Origin of the sequence: Anaerobiospirillum sp. NML120448 (assembly GCF_023050945.1) — a bacterium.
In the GTDB taxonomy this organism is placed as follows: Bacteria; Pseudomonadota; Gammaproteobacteria; order Enterobacterales; family Succinivibrionaceae; genus Anaerobiospirillum.
In genome coordinates this window covers 80,607-103,506 of sequence record NZ_JALKIM010000003.1, presented here as the reverse complement: position 1 = coordinate 103,506, position 22,900 = coordinate 80,607, and the positions used below count along the sequence as shown (strand labels likewise).

The window sequence follows — 22,900 nt, the reverse complement described above, 5'->3', positions numbered from 1 at the left end:
TCTTATAGCTGATAGCTTAGGCATTATGGTGGCATTAGCCTACTTACGTTACTCAAGCGCCTTTAAGTCGTATCGTGATAAAGCATCACCAATTTTCTCCCTGATGTCTTTTTAAGAGACCATTACCACTATTGCGCTTAGTGCTGTCTTGGCTAAAGTCTTACAAAGTAAGCCACATGATGCTAGAATTATTGATTTGCGGATCTCAAATAGTTTTTAGCTAAGCTTTTTATAATTGCCAGCTTTAAAGCTTCCTGGGTAAGAAATTTTTTCTTTGTGATCCTTGCTAAGGCACTTTCTGATGAGAGAGAACACTAATAGTTAACTTGTATCTTAACTATGTTCTATCTTTACTAAGACAATTAAAGGGTATGGTGTTTGTTTGCTATGGAGTTTTGGTGCTCTTATAGTAGATCAACCACAATGTTTTTGAATTATGACTGACTCTAATAAGGCTAACGATCTTAACGATCGCAAATTAAATGCTGCAACTCAATTAGACAGCAACGCATCTTTAGAACCAGAGACCCAAAATACAGAGTCTCTAAATATTGATGATATTGACTTAGAAACTCTAGAGCGTCTAACCAATCCAGATGCTAATAGCACTATGTCCGAACCAAATTCACAAGATAATAGCACTAGTCAATCCATGGCTCAGGCTACCTTATCTGGCAATAGCTATAGTATGGCTCACAGCAACTATATTGCAGAGGACAGCCATTTTGAATATGAAAATGACTTATCTAAGCAAGCTCTAAGCAATGTTAGTGACAATAACACTGAAGAGATTGCTGATGATTTATGTGCTGATGATATAGCCTTAGCAGTTAGCAACTTTAATTCTCCATCTTCCACTATAGGAGCAAGTACTGTGTCATCTCAAAAAGATCAAAACAATACTGAAAATAGCTCATTAGGTGCAAGCGCCGATCTTGAGGTTTCCAATATGCTCCAAGAGTCAGAGCCAAGCCAAGATAATGCCACTAGCAAAGGCGTAGACGTTACTATGCCTCAAGAGGAAGAGCCACGTCTCAAGATTTACGATACCCCATCCTCTGATGACTCCCAGGAAGGTCAATCCCAAGCTATGGATAGCCAAAGCCCAGCTACCATTGAGGCAGAGGCTCAAACTAGCGACAGTGACAAGAGCCAAGCACAAGAAGATATTAGCAAGGTTGCAGACGAAAGCTTAACTACAAGCGCTAGTGAAATTGCTACTCCTGAAAGTGGTGTTATGAAGGGTGCCACCATGCTTGATACTGCTACTGCTATTAGCGGCAGCACTGAGCGTGTAGTTACCCCTGTGGAGCAAAGTTCCAGCTCCCGCACTATAACCCCAGAAGAATTAGCTATGATTGCTCAGGCTGGTTCAGCCTTCTCCCGCTCTGCAAATTTAGATGACAGTGATAGCGCTGGGGAGAGCCCTGATTTAAGCTCTGATACCAGCGCAAGCGCTGGTGAGAGCACTAGCGATGGTACTGGCCTAGTAGTTGATGAGAATATTGAAGTTCCTGAAAAGGGCGTAATGAAAGGCGCTAAGATGCTTGATACCTCTACTGCTATTAGTGGTAGTACCGAGCGTGTGGTTACCCCTGTAGAGCAAAGCTCTAGCTCCCGTACTATCAGCGCAGAAGAGCTAGCTATGATTGCTCAGGCTGGTTCTGCTTTCTCCCGCTCTGCAAGTTTAGATGCTAGCGATAGCGGCAGCGAGAGCGCTGGCGATAGCCAGGGCGCTGGCGCTGGTGATAACAGCGGTTTAGTAGTTGATGAGAGTATTGAAGTTCCTGAAAAGGGCGTAATGAAAGGCGCTAAGATGCTTGATACCTCTACTGCTATTAGCGGCATTGAGGAGCGTGTGGTTACCCCTGTAGAGCAAAGCTCTAGCTCCCGTACTATCAGCGCAGAAGAGCTGGCTATGATTGCTCAGGCTGGTTCTGCCTTCTCACGTTCTGCAAGTTTAGATGCTAGCGATAGCGGCAGCGAGAGCGCTGGCGATAGCCAGGGCGCTGGCGCTGGGGATAATAGCGGCTTAGTAGTGGATGAGAGTATTGAAGTTCCTGAAAAGGGCGTAATGAAAGGCGCTAAGATGCTTGATACCTCTACTGCTATTAGTGGTATTGAGGAGCGTGTTATTACCCCTGTAGAACAAAGCACTAGCTCCCGTACCATGACTCCTGAGGAGCTTGCTATTATTGCTATGGCTGGAGGTTCTACTCCTAAATCTCCAACCTCTGGTATGACTCCTCTTACTATCGAGCCTCGTGAAAATGACCTGTTCCATCAAACAGGTTCAAGCAATATTGCTCGTGATATCAATAGTATCCAAAGTGGCAGTACTACTAACCTATTTAAGGATGCTACTGTTATGGAGGAGGGTCACACTGCCATTGTAGGTTTAGATAATCGCATGGTAGCTAGTGAGGCTCCAGATACTAGCACTGTAATTACAGGTTTATCAGCCAGCTACATTGACCAAATCCAAGCGGTTAATGAAATGGCCGCCCGTCAAAATCAAGAGCACTTTGAGGCCAAAGCCAAGTTTGAAGAGGAAATGGCCGCTGAGCAGGCTCAGGCAGCTATGGCTCAGGAATTGGCTCAGGCCAATGGCCAGAGCCAGGGCCAAGAGCAAGGCTTAGGTAATGAGGCTGTAGAGAGCTACGATGAGCAGGGTAATTTGGATTACTCCTTGTATGATGGTATTGCTGATCCTAACTACCACAAGGAAGAGCCAGATTATGAGGCTAATGATGGTGAGCAGCCTTACTATGACAACAGTAATGATTATTACGAAGAAAACCAGGATGCTTTAGTAAAAAATACTAATGATAATCCTAATTACTACGACTACTCTCAATATGATGAGAGTGAAGTTCAGGCCATGCCTACTGATATGCCAGAAAAAGAGGATGATGGCCCTAACTATGTAGTAGGTGTACACGAAAACTTTAATGCCGAGGTAGCTGCTAAGAGCAATCAACAAGAGGATAATCCATACTCTTATGGCACTTATGCTAATAAATTAGCCCATCAAAACGCTATGCGTCAGACCCCTGATCAAGAGTCTGAGACTGATTTCTACGGTTCTGATATGCCAGATCAGGATAACTTTACTAGCGCCGATGAGACTAACAATGTAAGTGAGCCTCAAGAGGAAGCACCTCTTTATTATGGTACTTATGCTAGCCGCTTAGCTCAGGAAAATGCCTTACGCAATAAGAATAAGGTCAATACCCCACCACGCTATCAATCTCCTGCTGAGTTTGAGCAAAATGAGCGTGCTCGTGCTAAAGAAAGAGCTTTGGCAAAAGAAAGAGCCATGGCTGAGGCTAATTTAGAGCCAGCCTTTGAACAAGAATTAAACGAAGAGCATCACAGCCCAGAACCATCAGGTATGGGTGATGGCGCTTTATCTCAGCTCAACCTTAAAAACAGTATTGAGCCAGATGATGGTCCAAAATACTATATGAGCAAAGATAAGCTTGCCAATAAAGCTAATCAAGATGATGGCCCAGTTTATTTAGTAGGAGTTAAGCGCAATAAAGGCGAGCTTAATGCACAGCGCTCTAAAATTATTCATGATGAATCTTTAGAGTCTTATGAGGCTATGCCAACCCCAGAGGAAGAAGCTGCCTATATGAAGGAGCTTGCCGATGCAGCTCGTGAATCCATGGCTGCCCCTAACTCTGAGGTGGTTAAGCGTGCTCGTATGTTGGCCTCTCAAGGAGAGCAAACTACCTTAGATGAGCCTAATGGTGCGTTATTAGAGGGTAATGAGACTAACAATTTATCATCAAGCCCTGAGCTTTTTGATGGCGTTAATAATGCTCAAGCTGCTGAGACAGAGGCTAATGGCCTTATGGCTGCTAATGCCGAGGAATTAGCTAATAGTGCTACTTTAAATCCTGAAACTACTAATCAGGAGCTTACTAGTGCTGAGCTTAAGCAAAAGCAATTAAATGCCAACCAGCGTAAAGAAGAAGATGGTAATTACAACTTCTCTAATATGACCATTAAAGATAATGTCGGCTTTGGCATGATGATATGCTTATATATCCGTCAGCTGATTGCCTCATTCTTTAGTCACACTACTTTACCGCTGATTGCACCAAACCTATCTAAGACTTTAGGCCAAAGCTATCCAAGCTCTATGCCTATTCCATTCTTCTTTGTGGGTTTAATTGCTGGTGCTGTTGGTAGTATCTTGCACTCTACTATTGAGCTTGATTATGTAGGATCGATTTCTTATTTAATTTATTTACTACTAACAGGCTTAACTGCCTATCGTGGTATTCATCGTATTTGCGTCTTTATTAGTCGTAAGTGGAAACGTGACTCAGTGCTCTCCTCAGCCTCAGTTATGGTTCCTATGCTGATCTTTATTTGGCTGGCTAATACTCTGATAGTAAAGACTGATGGTATTGTTGAGGCTACTGCATCCTTTGCTATTGCCTCTATGATGGCTGCGGCTACTGCTTCTTCATTGACTTGGAATTTCCCTCAAGACCCAATGGACTCCATTGGCAATATGTCAACTAAGGGCTTACTCTTTGTCATTATCTTAAGCATTATGGCCTCATTTGGTCTCTTACACTATACCGTAGGCTTATCTGTCTTTGGTGTAAGTATTTTAGTACGCTTAATCTTTGGCTATTTTATTGCCAAGAACCAAGGTACAGCCAATAGACCTTATGTTTATGCGCTCCAGCTAATTACTCTCTTTGCTATTTTATTTGACATGATTTTATTAAAGAGTCAAAACTACGATTTCTTAAGTAAATCAAGTCTTGAGTTAGTAGCATACTTACGCCACTATAGCCATTTCTTCTAAAAGATTAGTAATTCTTATCATTTGATGGCACAAAGGCCTTTAACCCAAATAGTTAAAGGCCTTTAATTTAGCTATATGCTTGCTTTTGTGTCTAAAGCTAATACAATTTTAAAAGCACTATTTCATCACCAAGACATAGCCTGTGTGGTAATGTCTTATTGATGACATAGTTGGTTTAAATATTTTTCTTGATTAGAGCCAGCATAGGCTAATGCTGTGCTGTTTATGTTAGGAGTAATTATGGCTCAAGTTAGAATGCAAACCGAGTGTCCACCAGATGCCCATAAGGTAATTCGTCCTCCAGAGAAGGTGGTTAAAGCCATTTTATGTGTCAAACTCAATGAGTCTGATGTTAAAGAATATGGTGCTCCTGACTTTTGTTCAGCTATTGCCCTAATGGGTGCTAAGCCATTTTTAGTATGCTCTGATGAACTACGCAACACTATCAAGGCTCACAAAGAGGAAGCTAATATTGATCCTTGCTACTTACAAGTAAATGCTGATGGTACCGAGGCTCATGTAAGCTATGATGATGGTGCTCAAGGCCAGACTTTACCTGTAGTTGACCTTACCAAAGAAGATGGCAAGTTAGAGCAATTTTTAGATCTTTTAGGCACTAAGCAATATTTAATTATTGATGCCTACTCTATGCTCATCCTACGCTCTATTTCTACTGTATTCCCATGGGATCCTTTATTGGCTCAACACTACTTTAGTCAATTCCTTGAGGCCCGCTCTCAAGTTAACCAAGATGATTTAGATCTCTTTATGAAGGTTCGTTATGGTCGTATTGAGCGCTTCTCTTTAAAGGGCACTAATGCTAATGCCTATAAGTTTTTACAAATTGAGAGCAAGCTCTTCTTACAATACGCAACTGATGACGATGATTAGTAATTAGCTTACCTAACAACTCCCACTATCAAGCCCAGCAGGCAAGATCGCCCTGTGGGCAAGAGCGTGGAGTTGCTTATAAGAGCTTAAGGCCTTGGTAGTATTTTTACTAAGCCATACCAAGGCCTATGGTTAACCTACACGCCCTCCTCTTGCTTAATTTTGCTTTGAGAGATTTTTATATCATGTCCGAAACTTTAGAGCTTGCAAGTAAATTGATTGCTTGCAATTCAGTAACCCCTAATGATGTTGGTTGCCAAGACTTATTAGAACAAGAGCTTAAAGAGGTTGGTTTTAAATGCCGTACTTTACGTGAGGGCATGTATCCAACTTTTAATTTACTGGCCCTACACAGTGTTGATCCAAAGGCCAATTTTGAGGGTGATCCTACTATTTTAAAGAATAACCCTGGCCCTTATGATGCCAGTGGTTTTGTAGCTCCAGGCCCTTTTACCATTTTCTTAGGCCATACTGATGTAGTACCAGCTAAAGAGAGTGATTGGAATAGCGATCCTTTTAGCCCAACTATTAAAGATGGCGTACTCTATGGCAGAGGCGCAGCCGACATGAAGGGCTCTGATGCTGCCATGACCATTGCTCTTAAGAACTTTGTTAAAAAACACCCTAACTACAAGGGCACTATTGGATTATTAATGACCTCTAATGAAGAGGGTGATGCTGTTGGTGGTATTCCTTTTGTAGCTGAGTGGCTGAAAAAAGAGCGTCTCTATCCAGATTTTTGTATTGTAGGCGAACCATCTAGCTCCAAGACCTTTGGCGATATTATCAAAATTGGTCGTCGTGGCTCTATGACCGCTCACATTACTATTAACGGCAAACAAGGACATGTAGCTTACCCAGAGCAAATTGATAATGCCTGCCATAAGGGTGCTCAGCTTATTGCTGCTTTATTAGAAAAGCCATTAGATAATGGTAATGAGGACTTCCCTCCAACCTCATTTAATGTTACCAACTTTAATTCTGGCGTTGGTGCAGAAAATGTAGCTCCTGGCACTTGTCAAATTATGTGTAACTGGCGTTTTAGCCCATTACAAACTCCAGTTAAGTTACAAAGACGCTTAGAAAAGACCATGGAAGAGCTTGGTATTTATGCTACCGTACGCTATGTAATTAATGGTCTACCATTTATTAGTTCTAAGGATGGTCAGTTAGTAACAGCCCTCAAAGCAGCTGTAGAGCATCACACTAAGGTAACTCCAGACCTCAATACTTTAGGCGGTACCTCTGATGGTCGTTTCATTGCTCCTTTAGGCACTCAAGTAGTAGAGTTTGGCCCTATCAATGCCACTATTCACAAGGCTAATGAGTGTGTCAATGTAGAAGATCTGGAAACCTTAACCAAGATTTACGAAGAAGCCTTAGAAAAACTGCACTTATAAGGCCTATCCTACCAGCCACAAAGCGCAGTACCCTGCGCCAGCACAGCGCCTTGCGCAAAGCGCAGCTATTTGCGCTGAGCGCAAGGCCAGTATGGCGAGCGTTGGCTGTAATGCAGTTAAAAAAATAGCCCCTACCATTTGTTTGGCGGGGGCTATTTTTCTTTAGTTTTTAAGTAAAACTAGCTTTAGGAAATACCTAATAAATATTGCTCGGCATCTAATGCAGCCTGACAGCCTTGACCTGCGGCTACTACAGCTTGATGGTACTCAGGGAACGAGCAGTCACCTGCTGCAAATACGCCTGGTACTGATGTAGCAGTTACAGGAGTCTTGCACTTATTGGTTACAATATAGCCCTTGTCATCTAACTCTACTTGACCCTTTAAGAAGTCAGTAGCAGGGCTGTGACCAATAGCCACAAACACGCCATTTAAGTCAACTTTACGGCTCTCACCCTTAACGTCTAGCATAATGCCGTTTAACAGACCATCACCTAAGTACTCAGTAACCTTAGCGTTTAAAATGAGCTCCATCTTGCCTTGCTTAACTTTTTCGTTAACACGCTCTACTAAAATTTGCTCAGCACGGAAGCCTTCACGACGGTGAATTAAATAAACCTTGTTACAAAGGTTGCTTAAGAATAAAGCTTCAATAAAGGCTACAGAACCACCACCAATTACAGCTACGTCTTTATTTCTAAAGAACATACCATCACAGGTAGCACAAGCACTAATACCCTTGCCCTTGAACTTAGGCTCAGAATCAATGCCTAAATAACGAGCACGTGCTCCTGTTGCCACAATTACGGCACGAGTAAATAACTCTTGACCACCAGAAAGCTTTAAGCGCTTTACACCACCAGACAAATCAGTTTCCACTACTACATCACTAATAGTCTTAACCTCTAGGGCTTCTACATGCTTAATCATATTTTGCATAATGTCAAAGCCGCTCGGATCGCCTAAAGCACCTGGCCAATTACCTACCTCTGGAGTGGTAGTAAGCTGACCACCTTCTTCAAAACCCTTAACCATAATAGGATCGAGCTGAGCACGAGCTGCATAAATTGCTGCAGTACAGGCTGCTGGGCCAGAACCAATAATAACTACTTTGGAAATCTCTTCTACCATATAAACCTCACCAAGTGTCTTTGCTAAAACAAAATGACAACGAGATTAAGCAAGTTAAATTCTGTTGCAGTTAGCAGCTCCACATTGCTCTTATCCTTTGTGAGCAATGGCTAACTATTCATGTAATAATCATACCTAAATACAAAACAAATTGCTCGACTTTATGAAAAGCTTGTAAGAATGCGATTTATAAGCCATTTCAACACGCAAAACAGCGCAATTTTTGTCATATAATCTGTATTTTTATAGCGACGATTGCGCTAATTTTTATCAACCCATAATATCTCAAGAGCAACATACCGCAATTTGCATTTTTCTATCATAATTTTTTGTATTCACTGTCATATCTATTTTGGAAAAAGTAAAATATTATGTAAGCTAAAGATTTGATTCTTAAGAGCGTTAAATCTATTGGCTTATCCTAATTAGTTGCAAACACAAAATGAAACTTTTTTAAATAAGCCCTAAATTTTCGACATAGTTAGCGCTTTTGATGATTTCATATTGCTATCATTTAGTTTTTTGTGGCACTTTACACTTTAGCTTGTTGCTAGTACATTCTTATTAACAAGATAAGTTGTTTTAGGTGAAAGTTTAGATAGATTTTGCTTTTAGTGAGGGCAATCTAAAAGAATTGCAAATAACATGAATGCAAATTTTTATCATATAGCTATCATAAGAAATTTTTTAAGCTATTATGCTGCCAATTTATGGCTTCATAGCCATACTTTTATAAGCTCAAGTATTGTTTTGGCTTATATTTAGCATAGATGGTCATTAGTCAAACTAGTCTGATTAATAGTAGCTATCAGACTATTGTGGCATACACATAGCTTTATCTAGTTTTTTATCCATCTAAAATTACCTAATTTTAGATCACATCTTAATACTTAGCGGTTTTATACAACTTGCACTATATAAGGGGAGTGTAATGGGGTTTCTTAAAAATTTAAGCTTGAGAGGCAAGCTTTACACAGGATTCGGCTTTGTGATCTTACTGGCCATCGTCATAGCATGCATGTCTTTATATTCCATCATCACAACGAATAATGCCGAAAAAGAATTGCGTTCTTTAATTCGTAAAGAAATGCAAGGAACTTATCAAGTTTACTTTAACTACAACGCTGTACACTCTTGGTTACACCAACTTCAGGTAAACCCAAATCCTTCTTTAGTGCAAAAAGGCCTTAAGGATGTACAAACCTTAAAAGATACAGCTCACAAGGTATCCATGGCTATTCAAGAGCCATTAGCTCGTGAAACTCGCAGTAGCATGGAAGCTCTTGTTAATTCTATTCAAGGCTCAACTTTTGAAAAGCAATTATTAGCAGGTCAATATGATGAGGCTCAGGTATCGTTCTTAAAAGACGTGCTCCCACACTCATCTAAAGGCAATGCCAATATGGCAGCTCTGGTAGTATCCTATACCTCATTCTTAGCCGATGCTATTGATGAACTGGATATGACCCATATTTTATATATTACAGCCGTGGTTACGGTTCTGGGTGTTATAACTGCTATCGGTTTTGCCGCTTCTTTATACTTATACATTTCTAACAATACCAATAACATTGTTCGTCTGGCTTCCCAATTAGAGCATGGTGACTTCAATTTGGGCATTGATATGCGCCGAATTCACAATGATGAAATTGGCTCGATTTACAATTCTTTTGATTCTATTGCCACTAATTTAAACCGCATCATTGCTCGTACTATTGCTGTTTCCAAGGAATTAGAAGAACAATCTCATATGCTAAACCAATCCTCTATGGCTATTAACCATGGAGCATCACAATCTGAAAATAGAGCCCTTACTGTGGCTGCGGCTGCTGATGAGCTTGTTTCTACTACCTCAGATATTGCACGTAACTGTTTAAATGCACAAAGCGCCTCGGAAAATACTCGTCAAGAGACTTTCTTAGGTATGGAAAAAGTACGTAAAACTGTTGATCGTATTAAAGAGCAATCTACCTATACCAAAAATGATGCTGAGAAAGTGGTGCGTTTAGCTGAGCAATCTCAACGCATTGGCTCTATTGTAAGTACCATTGATGACATTGCTGCTCAGACCAACTTACTAGCTCTTAATGCCGCCATTGAGGCAGCTCGTGCAGGTGAGGCAGGCCGAGGCTTTGCTGTGGTAGCTGATGAGGTGCGTGCGCTGGCTAGCCGTACCTCTCAATCTACTAAGGAAATTTCCGAAATGGTCGCTACAGTACAAAGCGACTCTCAAGATGCTACCGATTCTATGCATAACTCTGTAGAGCAAATGCAGACTGTGGCAGAAGAGGCAAACGAACTTGAGCAAACCTTAAACACTATTGTTAACTCAGTAACCAATGTTAATGATCAGATTGGTCAAATTGCCGAGGCTGCTAGCCAGCAAACTACTGCTACTGCAGAAATATCTACTAATATGCAAGGCATTAGTGAAATGGCTCAGCAATCTGTGGACGTATCTGGCAATGCAGCTGATGTATCCAACTACTGCTATACCTTGATTCAATCCCTTTTACATGAGCTTGAGTTCTTTAACTTGAACATGGCTCGCATTAAGCCTGAAGATGTTAAGCTCGAGCGTATTCATAAAAGCGATGCCGCCCTTGGCCAAGCTATCGAAAAGAAATAATTATTAATTTTAATCAGAGCCTAAGCTCTGTATTCGCTCCCAAAAGGCCTGCCCATGCAGGCCTTTTTCGCATCACCCCCTCACATTTTCCTGCCACCTAAGCCTCAGCCCTTATTCTTTGGCCTTTAGCCTTTATCTTTAGGCTCCACCTTGGTTCTTCACCTTTTAGTCATTCCCTTACCCATCAGCCATTGTCCTTTGACCATAAGCCTTTAGCTATTAGCAATTCCATGGTGCTTAGCCCTTAGAGTTTAGCTTGGTACTTGCCCTTTGGCATTTAGCTCTTAGCTTGTGGTCTTTAGCTTTTATCATTTAGGTTCAGCTAATTGCGCCTACTGCACTTGTGCCTTTGTTTTACTTGGGTACATAAATAATTTTAGGCTTACCTAAGCAGGATAGCTGTTAGCTACTTTGCTTTAGCAAGCTGGGGTAAGATTAATTGTGTTAGGCTATTTTCGGTTGTGGCTGTATACTATTGGCTACATTTTTAGTGCTTAGTAAGGGCAATCTGAGGTTTTTTTGATGAAATTAGCTATTTATGGTTATGACACTATTGTTGGCAAATTAGTTTTAGAGCTTTTAGAAGAATCTAACATTGCTATAGATGAGTTCTATCCTTTAAGCCCTTTAGCAGCCGAATATGATGCTGTGCCTTTACGTGGAAAAAATTATGTTATTTCCTATGTAGATGAGTTTGATTTTTCTCAAGCTCAAGTGGCACTGTTCTTAACTACCAAAGATGAAAGTGAACGCCTCATTCCTAAGGCTCAAAGCCAAGGTTGTATCGTCATTGATAACAGTCATCTTTTCTCTGGAGTTCAAGCAGCTCCTACAGTTTTAAAAGAAGTTAATCCTTATGACATTGATAAGGTCATTGCTAAGAAGTTAGCTAGCGTGCCTTTAGCCACCTCAAGCCAAATTGTTTTAGCTTTAAACCCATTACATGATGAATATGGGGTTAAGAGTGCCGTGATCACTGCTATGATTGCAGCCTCCGAGCACGGTGAATTAGGTACCCAGACTTTAGCTCGTGAAACCACCCTACTGTTAAATGGTATGAGTGTTGATGTTACTGACTTCCCAGCACAATTAGCTTTTAATATTCATACTCGTATTGGCGAGCTGGACGACAAGGGAGTGTCTGAGCACGAAAATATCATTAAGCATGAAGTATTCTCTTTACTTGATGAGTTTGAACAAGGTCTAAGCTTAACTTGCATTCAAGTTCCTACTTTCTACGGTCACACACTCTCTATCCATGTACAGTTAGAAGAGGACTGCTCCTTAGATGAATTTAAACAGGCATTAAAAAATAGTGATGCTATTGCTCTTGAGGAAGATCTTGAGGATAAAGCATTAATCACCCCTGTTTCTTGTGCTGATAATGAGCAAAATAATAAGCTCTTTATTGGACGCATTAGAAAGCAAGATAAAGCAACCTTTGACTTTACTGTGGTTATGGATAATACCCGTCATGGTGAGGCAACTTGCACTATTGATTTATTACAAATCTTACAAAACAAGCTGTCATAGACAATTACTTGTTAGACAATTAGCAATTATTAATCAACACTAAATATTGCCTAAATCTGATTGTTTTAAAGCAATTTTTTTACTTAGAGCGCAAGATTATTTTGTCTTAGCGCTCTTTTTTGCTTTATTAAACTTGGTTTTGCTTTTGTAGATAGCTAAAATGTATTCTTTATTGCTTAGATAGAAATTTTCATAATTTGCTATCTTTAATTAACGCCAGGAGAGACTGACTACTAATTTAAAAAAATTGGTAGCTTGCTTTAATTGTGATTTTTTTAAACCACAGCGCACTTTAAAAATATGTAAGTGCTTATTCCATGCAATTACATGCGCTTGCACTTCTTTATTTTTTAAATCAGCCATCTTGGAAGTTGTATTATTTTTAATAAAGAGCTTACTCTTTATTTATTTTGCTTTATGAGAATTAAAGCAAAGTATTAAAGAGAATGAGTCTTTAAAGTATGTGCTTTAAAGATTCAACCTCTACCTTTGCACTTTTACTAAAAAATATGTAAGCAAAGCTTAGATTTGTACTTAGTTTTGCGGTGTGCATGGTAATTGCATATTTCACTAACGGTTTGCTTGTCAGTAAATTGGCAGGTCTCATCTTGGTGATGTAGAATTGGTGGTACTTATGAGCCCTACAAAGCATTTTTTAACATTAGTAATGGCTAGCCTGTTGGCTATTACTTCTCAGGTGTATGCTGAGGAAGAATTTTCTATCAGTATTACTGGACCTGATAATGAGCAAGAGGCACCAGTGCGTCGTGCACCTCGCCCAGCTCAGCCTGTAGCACGTCCAGCAACTCCAGCTGCTCCTGTAGCTGTAACCCCTGCTGCACCTGCTCAAAGACCAGCTGTGCAAGGTCAAAACACCCAACCTAATGCAATTCCAGGCTTAATTCCTCAGTCTCCTGTTGAGCAGGCTAATTTAGCTGCTCAAGAAATGCGTCCTGCAAATTTACCAGCTAATTTCCAAGCTCAACATACTGTAGGCCCTCGTGAGACTATTTGGTCTATTGCTCACCGTTACTCCGCTCCATATAACGATGTAAATGAGTTCCAGGCTGTAGCTTCTATTTATCGTAATAACCGTGATGCCTTTAATAATGGCGACGTTAATCAGATTCGTAGAGGCACTACTTTAAACATTCCTGTAGCCCAGGAAATGGCCTTAGAGCAGACTCAAACTGGTTCAGATTTGTTAAGCAATGGTACTACCACCTTACCTCCACTTAACCGCTCTGGCCTTTACCAAAATGCTACTAACCAAGGCGCATTAGCTAATAATGAAGCTAATAATGGCCCTATTGGTGCAGTTCACGCAAGCTCTCCAAATTTACCAGGCTCTGGCATCCAAGAAGTTCCTTCTTTTGTAGCCCGTGAGACCTTATTACGTGATATCAATCCTACCTTAACCTTTACCGATCAAGAGGGTATGGATAATCCTGATAAGGAAATTATTACTGATGAAGAACTAGCTGCCCATAATGCTAAATTAACTCAAGAGTCAGTTCCAACTATCACTCAATCTTCTTTAGATTTACGTGCTATTGAGAGCCTCTTAGATAAGACTGAGCATAATATTCAAACTGCACAAAAAGATATTTATCGCAGATTGGATGACAATATTCAGCGCTCAGCTCAAGTAGCTAAAGACACTGCTACTGTAACTGCAAAAGAAGAGGTTAGTGAGCTTATCAATAACTACGAACAGGTTATTGCTGAACTTCAACAGTCCAATAGTGATTTACGTAGCTCCTTATCTAAGATTAATAAGCAAGTTGAGCAAATTCGTGGCTTCCAAATGGAAACTGCTGATAGCGTAGCTCAGCTTGATCGTCGTATGGTTGATACCCATTCCCCACTTACTGGCACAGGCTCTACTTCTTCTTCTTTTGAAAGCGGCCCTGTAATGTGGATCCTTTTAGTTGTAGGTGTATTAGCCTTATTAATGTCTATTGGCTTATTTGTCTTTAAGTCTCGTATGCGTCGCCAGCATGAACTTGCTAATAGTTTCGACGATGACAGCGGCGATTTCATGGACGAAGATGACTTAGAAATATCATCATTATTAGCTCAGAATCCCATAACAGAAGAAGAACCAGCCCCTAAGAAGGAAAAGGCTAAGAGCGCTCCTGCTAAAGAAGTAGTGGAAGATAGTGCTCCAATAGTTGACGATACACCAATGTCTGGTGACATGGGCATGGACGACAACTTTGATGGCGGCTTCGATGGTGATCTAGATACGTTTGGTAGTGATGCCTCAAGCAATAATAAGAAATCAAGCGCGCCTGATTTCCACGATGAAATCGTGATGCCCAGTTCAGCCCCGCTAAACACAGCAAGCAATAATGCAGCTGTTGCAGGGGCGGTTGCTGGTGCTGCCTTAGGTGGAGCTGCTATGGGCGCAGCTATGGCCTCATCACATGATGATGAGGCTCAACAAGCATGGGATAATGCTGCTTCAAATGTTTCAAGCACCATTGATAAGTCCGCTTTAAATGCCGTAAATGATGACTGGGCTAATTCGTTAGACTCAAATGAGAATTCTGCCAGTCAAGTAGACTTAGGCTCAGATACTGGCTTTGGCGATTCTTCTGCTGACTCAGGCTTTGGTTCCACTGATGCTGGCGGTGGCTTTGGCGATTCTTCTGCTGACTCAGGCTTTGGTTCCACTGATGCTGGCGGTGGTTTTGGCGATTCTTCTGCTGATTCAGGCTTTGGTTCGCCTGATGCTGGCAATGGTTTTGGCGATTCTTCTGCTGATTCAGGCTTTGGTTCCCCTGATGCTGGCAGTGGTTTTGGCGATTCTACCGCTGATTCAGGCTTTGGCTCTGATAGCTTTGGCGCTGACTCTTCTGACTTCTCCCAAGATTCTGGCAGTTTCGGCAATGATGCGGATAGTTTTGGTGATTCCTCAGGCGACTCAGGCTTTGGCTCTGACTCTTCTGATTTTTCCCAAGATTCTAGCGGTTTCGGCAATGATGCAGATAGTTTTGGTGATTCCTCAGGCTTTGGTGAAGACTCTGGTGGTTTCGGCGAAACAGGCAGTTTTGGTGATGATTTAGGCGGCTTCTCGCAAGATTCTGCTGATTTTTCGGATAGTTCAGGCGGGTTTGGCGATGATTCTGGCTTTGGAGATGCTGGGTTTGGCGACGACTCGGGAGGGTTTGGTGACGACCTAGGAGGCGATGATGCCAAGCAATTTGCAGCATCGATGCAAGGCGCAGGAGGGAATGCCTTCCCAAAAACTAATGCACTAGCCTCTCAAGAGGTCATACAGGCTAGTGCTAATCACGATGACCAAAGCAATTTATCCCCAGCACAAAATAATGCTGGGGACTCATTTGCGGTCAGCGGGGCTAGCAATTTAGACGATCAAGCTTTTAATGAGCAAGATCCATCTAACGTATCTTTAAATACAGCAACAAACAATCAATTTGGAGACTTAAAAAGTCCTGCTGTAGAAGGTAATGGTTTAGAGGGTCTAGACTTTGGTGAATTAGCTGATGAAATAGATCATCCAGAAAACCACGCTCAAACAAACCTTGATCAAAACAACCCAGCACCAGCTTCAACTGTTGTAAATGCTGGCTTAGGACGTGCTCCACAAGAGCAGGGCCCTGAGGATGGTTTTGCCCAAAATTCCGCTGACCAACTCTATTTTAATGCCGCTTCTGGCAATAGTTCTGACAAGGGTGATGCTACCTTTGGCGGCGACGATCTATCCTTTAATGCAGATCCATCTAATAATATTGATTTTGGCTCTTTAGCAAATGAACTTGATGGATCTGATAATACTCAATCTTTAGACAATCTTGACCAAAGCGCCCCTCAAACAGAAAGTGGCAATGCAGGCGACCTACCAGAGGACTCATTGTATGACTCTGACAATAGCCTATTTGGTTTTGATAGTGATGCTAATGCTGACGGCCTTTCCACTCCAGAACAAAGCTCTGGCAGTGAGAGTTCCACCACTGAATTAACTGACCATACCCAAGAGCAAGTACCAGAGCAGGCACAAGAGCAAGCCCCAGCTACAGCTGAGGACACTTCTTTTGACTCCTTAGGTAGTGACGATTCTGACCTAGCTGCTGGCTTTGATACTCCTTCTGGAGACACTTCTTTTGACTCCTTAGGTAGCGACGATTCAGACTTAGCCTCTGGCTTTGATACTCCATCTGGCAACAGTTCTTTTGACTCATTAGGTAGCGACAATTCTGACCTAGCCGCTGGCTTTGATAATCCATCTGGCAACAGTTCTTTTGACTCCTTAGGTAGTGACGATTCAGACTTAGCTGCTGGCTTTGATAATCCATCTGGCAACAGTTCTTTTGACTCATTAGGTAGCGACAATTCTGACTTAGCTGCTGGTTTTGACACACCTGAGCAAGATCAGTCTGGTGGTATGGACTTTGGCTCTTTAGCTAATGAGCTTGAGAACCCACAAGACACTGTCCCTACTAATGAACTTGATTTAACTGCCCCTACTGAGCAAGAAACTGCTGCTAAGCAACAGCCTGAGGCTGATACAGCTATAGAGCCAAGCTTAGATAATGCTGAAGAAAATCCTTTTGACACTTTAGGTAGCGACCATTCTGACCTAGCTGCTGGCTTTGATACTCCTTCTGGAGACACTTCTTTTGACTCCTTAGGTAGCGACGATTCAGACTTAGCTTCTGGCTTTGATACTCCTTCTGGAGATACTTCTTTTGACTCCCTAGGTAGCGACGATTCAGACTTAGCCTCTGGCTTTGATACTCCTTCTGGAGACACTTCTTTTGACTCCTTAGGTAGCGACGATTCAGACTTGGCCTCTGGCTTTGATACTCCTTCTGGAGACACTTCTTTTGACTCCTTAGGTAGCGATAATTCTGACCTAGCTGCTGGCCTTGACACACCTGAGTTAGATAAGTCTGGTGATATGGACTTTGGCTCTTTAGCTAATGAACTTGAGAACACACAAGACATTGTCCCTACTAATGAATTTGATTTAACTGCCCCTAATGAGCAAGAAACTGCTGCTGAGCAACAGCCTGAGGCTGATACAGCTGTAGAGCCAAGCTTAGATAATGCTGAAGAAAATCCTTTTGACACTTTAGGTAGCGACCATTCTGACCTAGTCTCTGGCTTTGACACACCTGAGTTAGATCAGTCTGGTGATATGGACTTTGGCTCTTTAGCTAATGAGCTTGAGAACCCACAAGACACCAGCATTACAGATGAACAGGCTCTTAATAGCCCTGATAGTAGCAACGAAAATACTGCTAATGAGGGCGAGGGTGATTTATCTGCCTTTGGTTTTGAAGAACCAACTGACCAACAAGAATTAGATACAGCATCTGCTAATGAACTTGATTTAACTGCCCCTACTGAGCAAGAAACTGCTGCTAAGCAACAGCCTGAGGTTGAGGCTGATACAGCTTTAGAGCCAAGCTTAGAAAGTGCTGAGGAGAGTCCTTTTGACACTTTAGGTGGCGACAATTCAGACCTAGCTGATGGCCTTGACACACCTGAGTTAGATCACTCTGGTGATATGGACTTTGGCTCTTTAGCTAATGAGCTTGAAAGCCCAGAGAGCAGTGGCGATCAGTTCGAAGTACCTGAAAATAGTACTTTTACTGATCTTAGTGCCCAAGAGCAACCAGAAGATGCTTTACCTCTTGATGCTCAGGATGCTGCTGAGGTATTTAACAACCCAGAAGATACTTTTAGCAACAATGATCTTGCTAGCAAAGAAATTCCAGGTAGTGAAAGTGCAGATGAACAGGAGTTACCTGCTTTAGACGCTGGTCTTAGCAACTTAACTGCTAATACTCAGCCTAAAGAAGACTCTAATTTCGATTCCTTAGGGGATGAGGCCAGTGACCTAGCATCTGCTTTAGGCCAAGAGCCAAGCAATCAAATCGATAACAATACTGTTTTTGATGAGCCACCAAGCGAGCTTGATGAATTATCTAATACCTTTAATTTAGACAATGAGCACGTAGCAGATCTTGAAAAAGAAGCTACCCCTCAAACAGCTACCGAAGAGGCAAAGGACTTAGCAGATGTGCTAGGAACATCTTTGGATGATGCTAATTTAAAGGATCCTAGTGAGCTTGAGAACAATCCTTTTGAAAGCTTAACAACTCCAGAACAGCAAGATTTAGCTCAGGACACTCAAAAGGATGCTAAGAGTGAAGAGCAGCCAGAAAGTGAGCCAAAAAAGGATGTTCAGAGTGATATTTTCACAAGTGAGCCACAAATTGATGAGGGCTCTACTGCTCTTGAAAATACCGAGCCATCACACCCATTTAGCTTGTCCGACATGGGTAGTGCTGAGTATCCTTTCATTATGGATGATAACAACGACCAAAGAGGCACTTGGGATACAGGCCCTGTAGGCGAAGCCCAAGGCAATATGGCCGATGATTTTGCTCGTTTTGCCCAAAATTTAGATAATCCAGAAGCCCAAAACGACTTTAAGACTAATTTTGAGCCAAGCGCAGCTAATGAGAATGCTCCAATTGATCTTATTTATCCAGATGAATTTGGCTTAGGCAAGGATGACGAAAACTTATCTGCCTTATTAGCTGAAGAGCAGGGAGAAAGCGCTGATGTTCACGGCTTTGGTCGTTTAGATGACGACATTCCAAGCTCTGGTGATTCAGTAGACCTCATTATGCCTTCTGGCGAGGAAATGGCTGCCAATGGCAAAAATAACGACTCTATATTTGATTTAGATGAAAGTAATGACATCTTGGACAAGATGGACTTTACTAATCAAGATCATAATATGTTTGATGAAATGGAAGATACCCACTTCTCTCTTGACCCTAATGCACCAATGGGTCACGAGCAAGCTTCAAGTGATACTTCTAATTTATCCGAGCAGCCAGAAAGTGATGCTAATACTACAGGTAATAACACCTTAGAGCATAGCGAAGGCGATAGTGGAGATGAAACTGCCAAGCAGCTTTTTGCCGAAGATGACAAGGATATAGCCTCTTTAATGGGTGATGATTTCCGTGGACTTGATCATATCGATGATAACAAACACGATAACATCGAGGATGAGTCCAATGATATTGTTATGCCTAACCCAGAAGCTATGGAGCCTCCACACGAAAGCTTAACCGATGTGGACAGCGCTATGGACTCTTTAGACCATATGGATCTAAATAAAATGTCCAGCGATGCCTTAATTGATGAGGCTTTAGACACTCCAAATTCTAATAATTTAGAGGCCGCTAGCCAGGATGCTACCCCTCAAGAGCCAAGCACAACTCTAGAAAGTGCTACAGAGGCTCCTGAGCCTATTGCTACTAGCGAGCAACCACAAGCAAATACTAGTGAAACTCTAGAAACAGAGCCTAGCAGTGAGGACTTACTAACTAATAATGATTTATTAGCAGAAGACCCTACTAAAGAAATCCCTCAGGATTTCCAAGGTATTGATCATATTGATGACAATCACCATGACAATATTGAGGATGACTCCAATGATATTGTTATGCCAAGTTTAGAGGCCTTACAACCTCATCATGAAAGCTTGGATAACGTTGAGGATGCTATTGATTCTGTAAATCACATGGACTTAAACAATATGTCCAGCGACGATTTAATTAATGAATCTTTAGACCAAGAGCAAACTAATAATCAGGACGATTCAGAGCAGTCTTTAGCAGACACAGGTAATCAGCTACCAGATACCTCTGATGACATGATTTTCCCTGATTTTGATAAAGCTCAAGACAGCGGTGCCTCTATGTTAGATGGGGTAGAAGATGCTCTTAACTCAATCGATACCATGGATTTAGGTGACCTTTCTAGCTGTCCTGTTGACTTTGGAACTGAGCCTACTGCACAAAATACTAACCAGCCTGTCTCAAGCTCCAATGATAGTAAGTTAAAAGAAGCTCCTCTTACTGAGCAAGACAGTGCCCCAGCAGAGCTTATTAACCCAAGCACTATTGAGGAAGTTGCTCCACAAGCTGAGGAGCTTGCTGATTTCCGTGGTTTGGACTCAATTGATGAAAACCATCACGATAACATTGATGATGAGGCTAATGACTACATTGTTCCAACCCCAGAGGAAATGCAATCAAAAGCTCCTAGTGCTATTGATGAGCAAGTAGAAGGTCTGGACAAAGCTTTAGATAATATTGATTTAGACCATATTTCTAATGACGACTTGTTAGAAGAGCCTGTCATTTCTGAGCCTATTTCACAGAGCACTGACTCTAGCGACACTGTAGAAAATGCCGCTAGTGACGAGCAAAGTGAGATTTATCCAGAAAGAATTGATACTGGCGAAGAAACTTTTGATTTAGGTAACGCTAATGACAGCCAAGAGCCATCTAGCGATACTCAAAATGAAGAAACAGTAGCACCAGCCTCTGATTATGAGACTGAGTTGGCTCATGAAATCGAAGAACCATATTTAGATGGCTCTAAGATAGAAGATGCTCAAATTGTTAGTGAAAATGACCAAACCCCAGATATATCCACTAATGAAAAGAGCTCTGATAATTATGAACTTGGTTCTAGCGACATCGACTTTAAAGATTTAGTTAAAGATGCCCAAACTCAAGGCTTAGATGAAGTAAATGAAAGCCCTGAGGATGAAATTCCAAGTTTAGATGATGAGTTCTCTACTGTTGAAAAACCAGAGGTTTTCGAGCCTAGTGACTTTACATCTGATGGTGGGCAAGCCATTGAGGACAGTGGTTCCTTTATTGAAGAGCCTATGTCTCAAGATACCCAAAGCAGTATTCTCAATGAGCCAGAAATGGAACTTGAGCCTTTAGTTGGTAATAATTTTGCCGAACTATATGACTCCAATCCTAATGAAATAAGCCCAGATTTTGAGAATCAGCCAGAGGAGAGTACTGGTACTCAAACTGAACACCTAACTGACAGCCCATTTAACTCTGAAATGGAGTTAGAACCTTTAGTTAGCAATGACTTTGCCGATTTAAAGGGCATGACTGACAGTGGTGAGCATTTTGATGAACCTGCTGATACTGGTTTAGAAAGCCCATTAGCAGCAGACCAAAATGAGCCTATCGCTTTTGATGCTGACAGCTCTGATGGCAATGACTCTTTTGAATCTACTAATGAAGAGCCTCTTAGCGCTGGCACTCCTAGTGAAGAAGCCACTAGCGAAGCTGCATCTAGCCCATTTGAGCCAGAGGTAGAGCCTAGCAAGTCTGAGACTGCCGAAGCCGAATCTAGCCCATTTGAGCCAGAGGCAGAGCCTAGCAAGGATGATACTGCCGAGGCTGAATCTAGCCCATTTGAGCCAGAGGCAGAGCCTAGCAAGGATGATACTGCCGAAGCTGAATCTAGCCCATTTGAGCCAGAGGCAGAGCCTAGCAAGTCTGAGACTGCCGAAGCTGAATCTAGCTCATTTGAGCCAGAGGCTGCAACTGGCGAGGCTGAGACAAGCGCAGATAAGATTGAGCCAGAACTTGATGGTACTGATAATAGTGACGAACCTTCTATGTGGTCGGTACCACATGATGAATTCGATATTTCCAATATCTCAGGTTCAGATCTCAATGTTGGTCAAGAGGTTGATAGTACGCCAAATATTAGCGCTGATAGTACTGATAGTACCGACAGTGCCGATAGCACTAGTGAGGAACAGCTAAATTTACCTGAGGAGAATACTCTTGAGGAAGCTGGCTTTACTACCAATAATTTCGACAATGATACTGCTGACAATGACTTAGCTAACGCTGATAACTTAGGAGCAGAAGGCTTTGGTAGCTTTGAACCAGAGTTAGATAGCTCTAACAGCCATGATGATACTCTAAATTCAGGTAGCGACAGCCATATAACCTCAGGCGATATGTTAGACATGGAGCCTCCTAACTTTGAGGTTGGTAATGCTGATGATGCCCTACTGGACTCACGTATTGACGGCTCTGATGCGCTAGCAGATATGCTCTCAGATGTCCCTGCTGACATACCTGAGGTAATTGTTCAGCAATCAGGCTCTAAATTACATGCCCAAAATGCTACTGGCGAGCATGACTTATCTAATGGTGCTAATAATTTACCAGACGGTTTGTCACTTGATCAGGACACTAATGTTGATACTAATCAATTCGATTTTGCTGATTTTGATAGCGACGACCAAGATGAGCAAGACGAAAACCTAGTATCCGACATGATGAATGGCGAGCACCAAGGCTTTAATTTAGACAAAGAGCAAGCATTAGCAGATAATGACCGCTTTGTTGAGGATATGGTAGGCGATGATAACCTTGATTTTGAAGGCAGCAACCTGGATAGTTTCGGCACTCAAAACGAGGAAGACCCGTTTTTACAAAATGATGATTTTGGCAGCTTTACTGACTTGCCAGGATTTGACGAAAGCACCTTTGACGACGATAAAAGTCCCAATGGTCTAGCTTTTGATGACGACTTCTTCAACACAGACGCTAATAAGAACTAATTTTTTGAGGTGGCTTAGGCCACCTCTTTTATTTTT

The 22,900-nt window shown here is 41.8% G+C and carries 8 protein-coding genes; 6 read left to right on the top strand and 2 right to left on the bottom strand.

The annotated features are described in order from the left end of the window. Window positions 1-436 precede the first annotated feature (436 nt). The 3 genes from MXE38_RS01295 (at window position 437) to dapE (ending at window position 7,122) form a co-directional block, all read left to right on the top strand. Window positions 437-4,831, top strand: coding sequence for a hypothetical protein (locus MXE38_RS01295; protein ID WP_246910287.1), 4,395 nt, complete (start codon window positions 437-439; stop codon window positions 4,829-4,831). 240 nt (window positions 4,832-5,071) lie between these two features. Beyond that, complete coding sequence (locus MXE38_RS01290; RefSeq protein WP_246910285.1) at window positions 5,072-5,722, top strand: hypothetical protein; 651 nt, start codon at window positions 5,072-5,074, stop codon at window positions 5,720-5,722. A 185-nt stretch (window positions 5,723-5,907) separates the two neighbouring features. Continuing rightward, complete coding sequence (gene dapE, locus MXE38_RS01285) at window positions 5,908-7,122, top strand: succinyl-diaminopimelate desuccinylase (RefSeq protein WP_246910283.1); 1,215 nt, start codon at window positions 5,908-5,910, stop codon at window positions 7,120-7,122. 185 nt (window positions 7,123-7,307) lie between these two features. On the opposite strand, the gene trxB is transcribed toward dapE, so the two are convergent. After that, window positions 7,308-8,252, bottom strand: a complete 945-nt coding sequence (gene trxB / locus MXE38_RS01280; protein WP_246910281.1) for a thioredoxin-disulfide reductase — start codon at window positions 8,250-8,252, stop codon at window positions 7,308-7,310. 931 nt (window positions 8,253-9,183) lie between these two features. Between trxB and MXE38_RS01275 the strand changes: the two genes are divergently transcribed. Together MXE38_RS01275 and MXE38_RS01270 are read left to right on the top strand one after the other, a co-directional pair. Next, window positions 9,184-10,881 (top strand): methyl-accepting chemotaxis protein, encoded by a 1,698-nt coding sequence (locus MXE38_RS01275; protein ID WP_246910279.1) that lies wholly within the window; start codon window positions 9,184-9,186, stop codon window positions 10,879-10,881. A gap of 522 nt (window positions 10,882-11,403) precedes the next feature. Further along, complete coding sequence (locus tag MXE38_RS01270) at window positions 11,404-12,414, top strand: Asd/ArgC dimerization domain-containing protein (RefSeq protein ID WP_246910277.1); 1,011 nt, start codon at window positions 11,404-11,406, stop codon at window positions 12,412-12,414. 210 nt (window positions 12,415-12,624) lie between these two features. Here MXE38_RS01270 and MXE38_RS01265 read toward each other — a convergent pair whose 3' ends face one another. Beyond that, window positions 12,625-12,777 carry a hypothetical protein gene (locus MXE38_RS01265; RefSeq protein WP_246910275.1) on the bottom strand — a complete coding sequence of 51 codons (153 nt, stop codon included), beginning with the start codon at window positions 12,775-12,777 and terminating at the stop codon, window positions 12,625-12,627. Window positions 12,778-13,081: 304 nt separating this feature from the next. On the opposite strand from MXE38_RS01265, the gene MXE38_RS01260 reads away from it, so the two are divergent. Further along, window positions 13,082-22,864, top strand: coding sequence for a hypothetical protein (locus tag MXE38_RS01260; RefSeq protein WP_246910273.1), 9,783 nt, complete (start codon window positions 13,082-13,084; stop codon window positions 22,862-22,864). The last annotated feature ends 36 nt before the right edge of the window (window positions 22,865-22,900 follow it).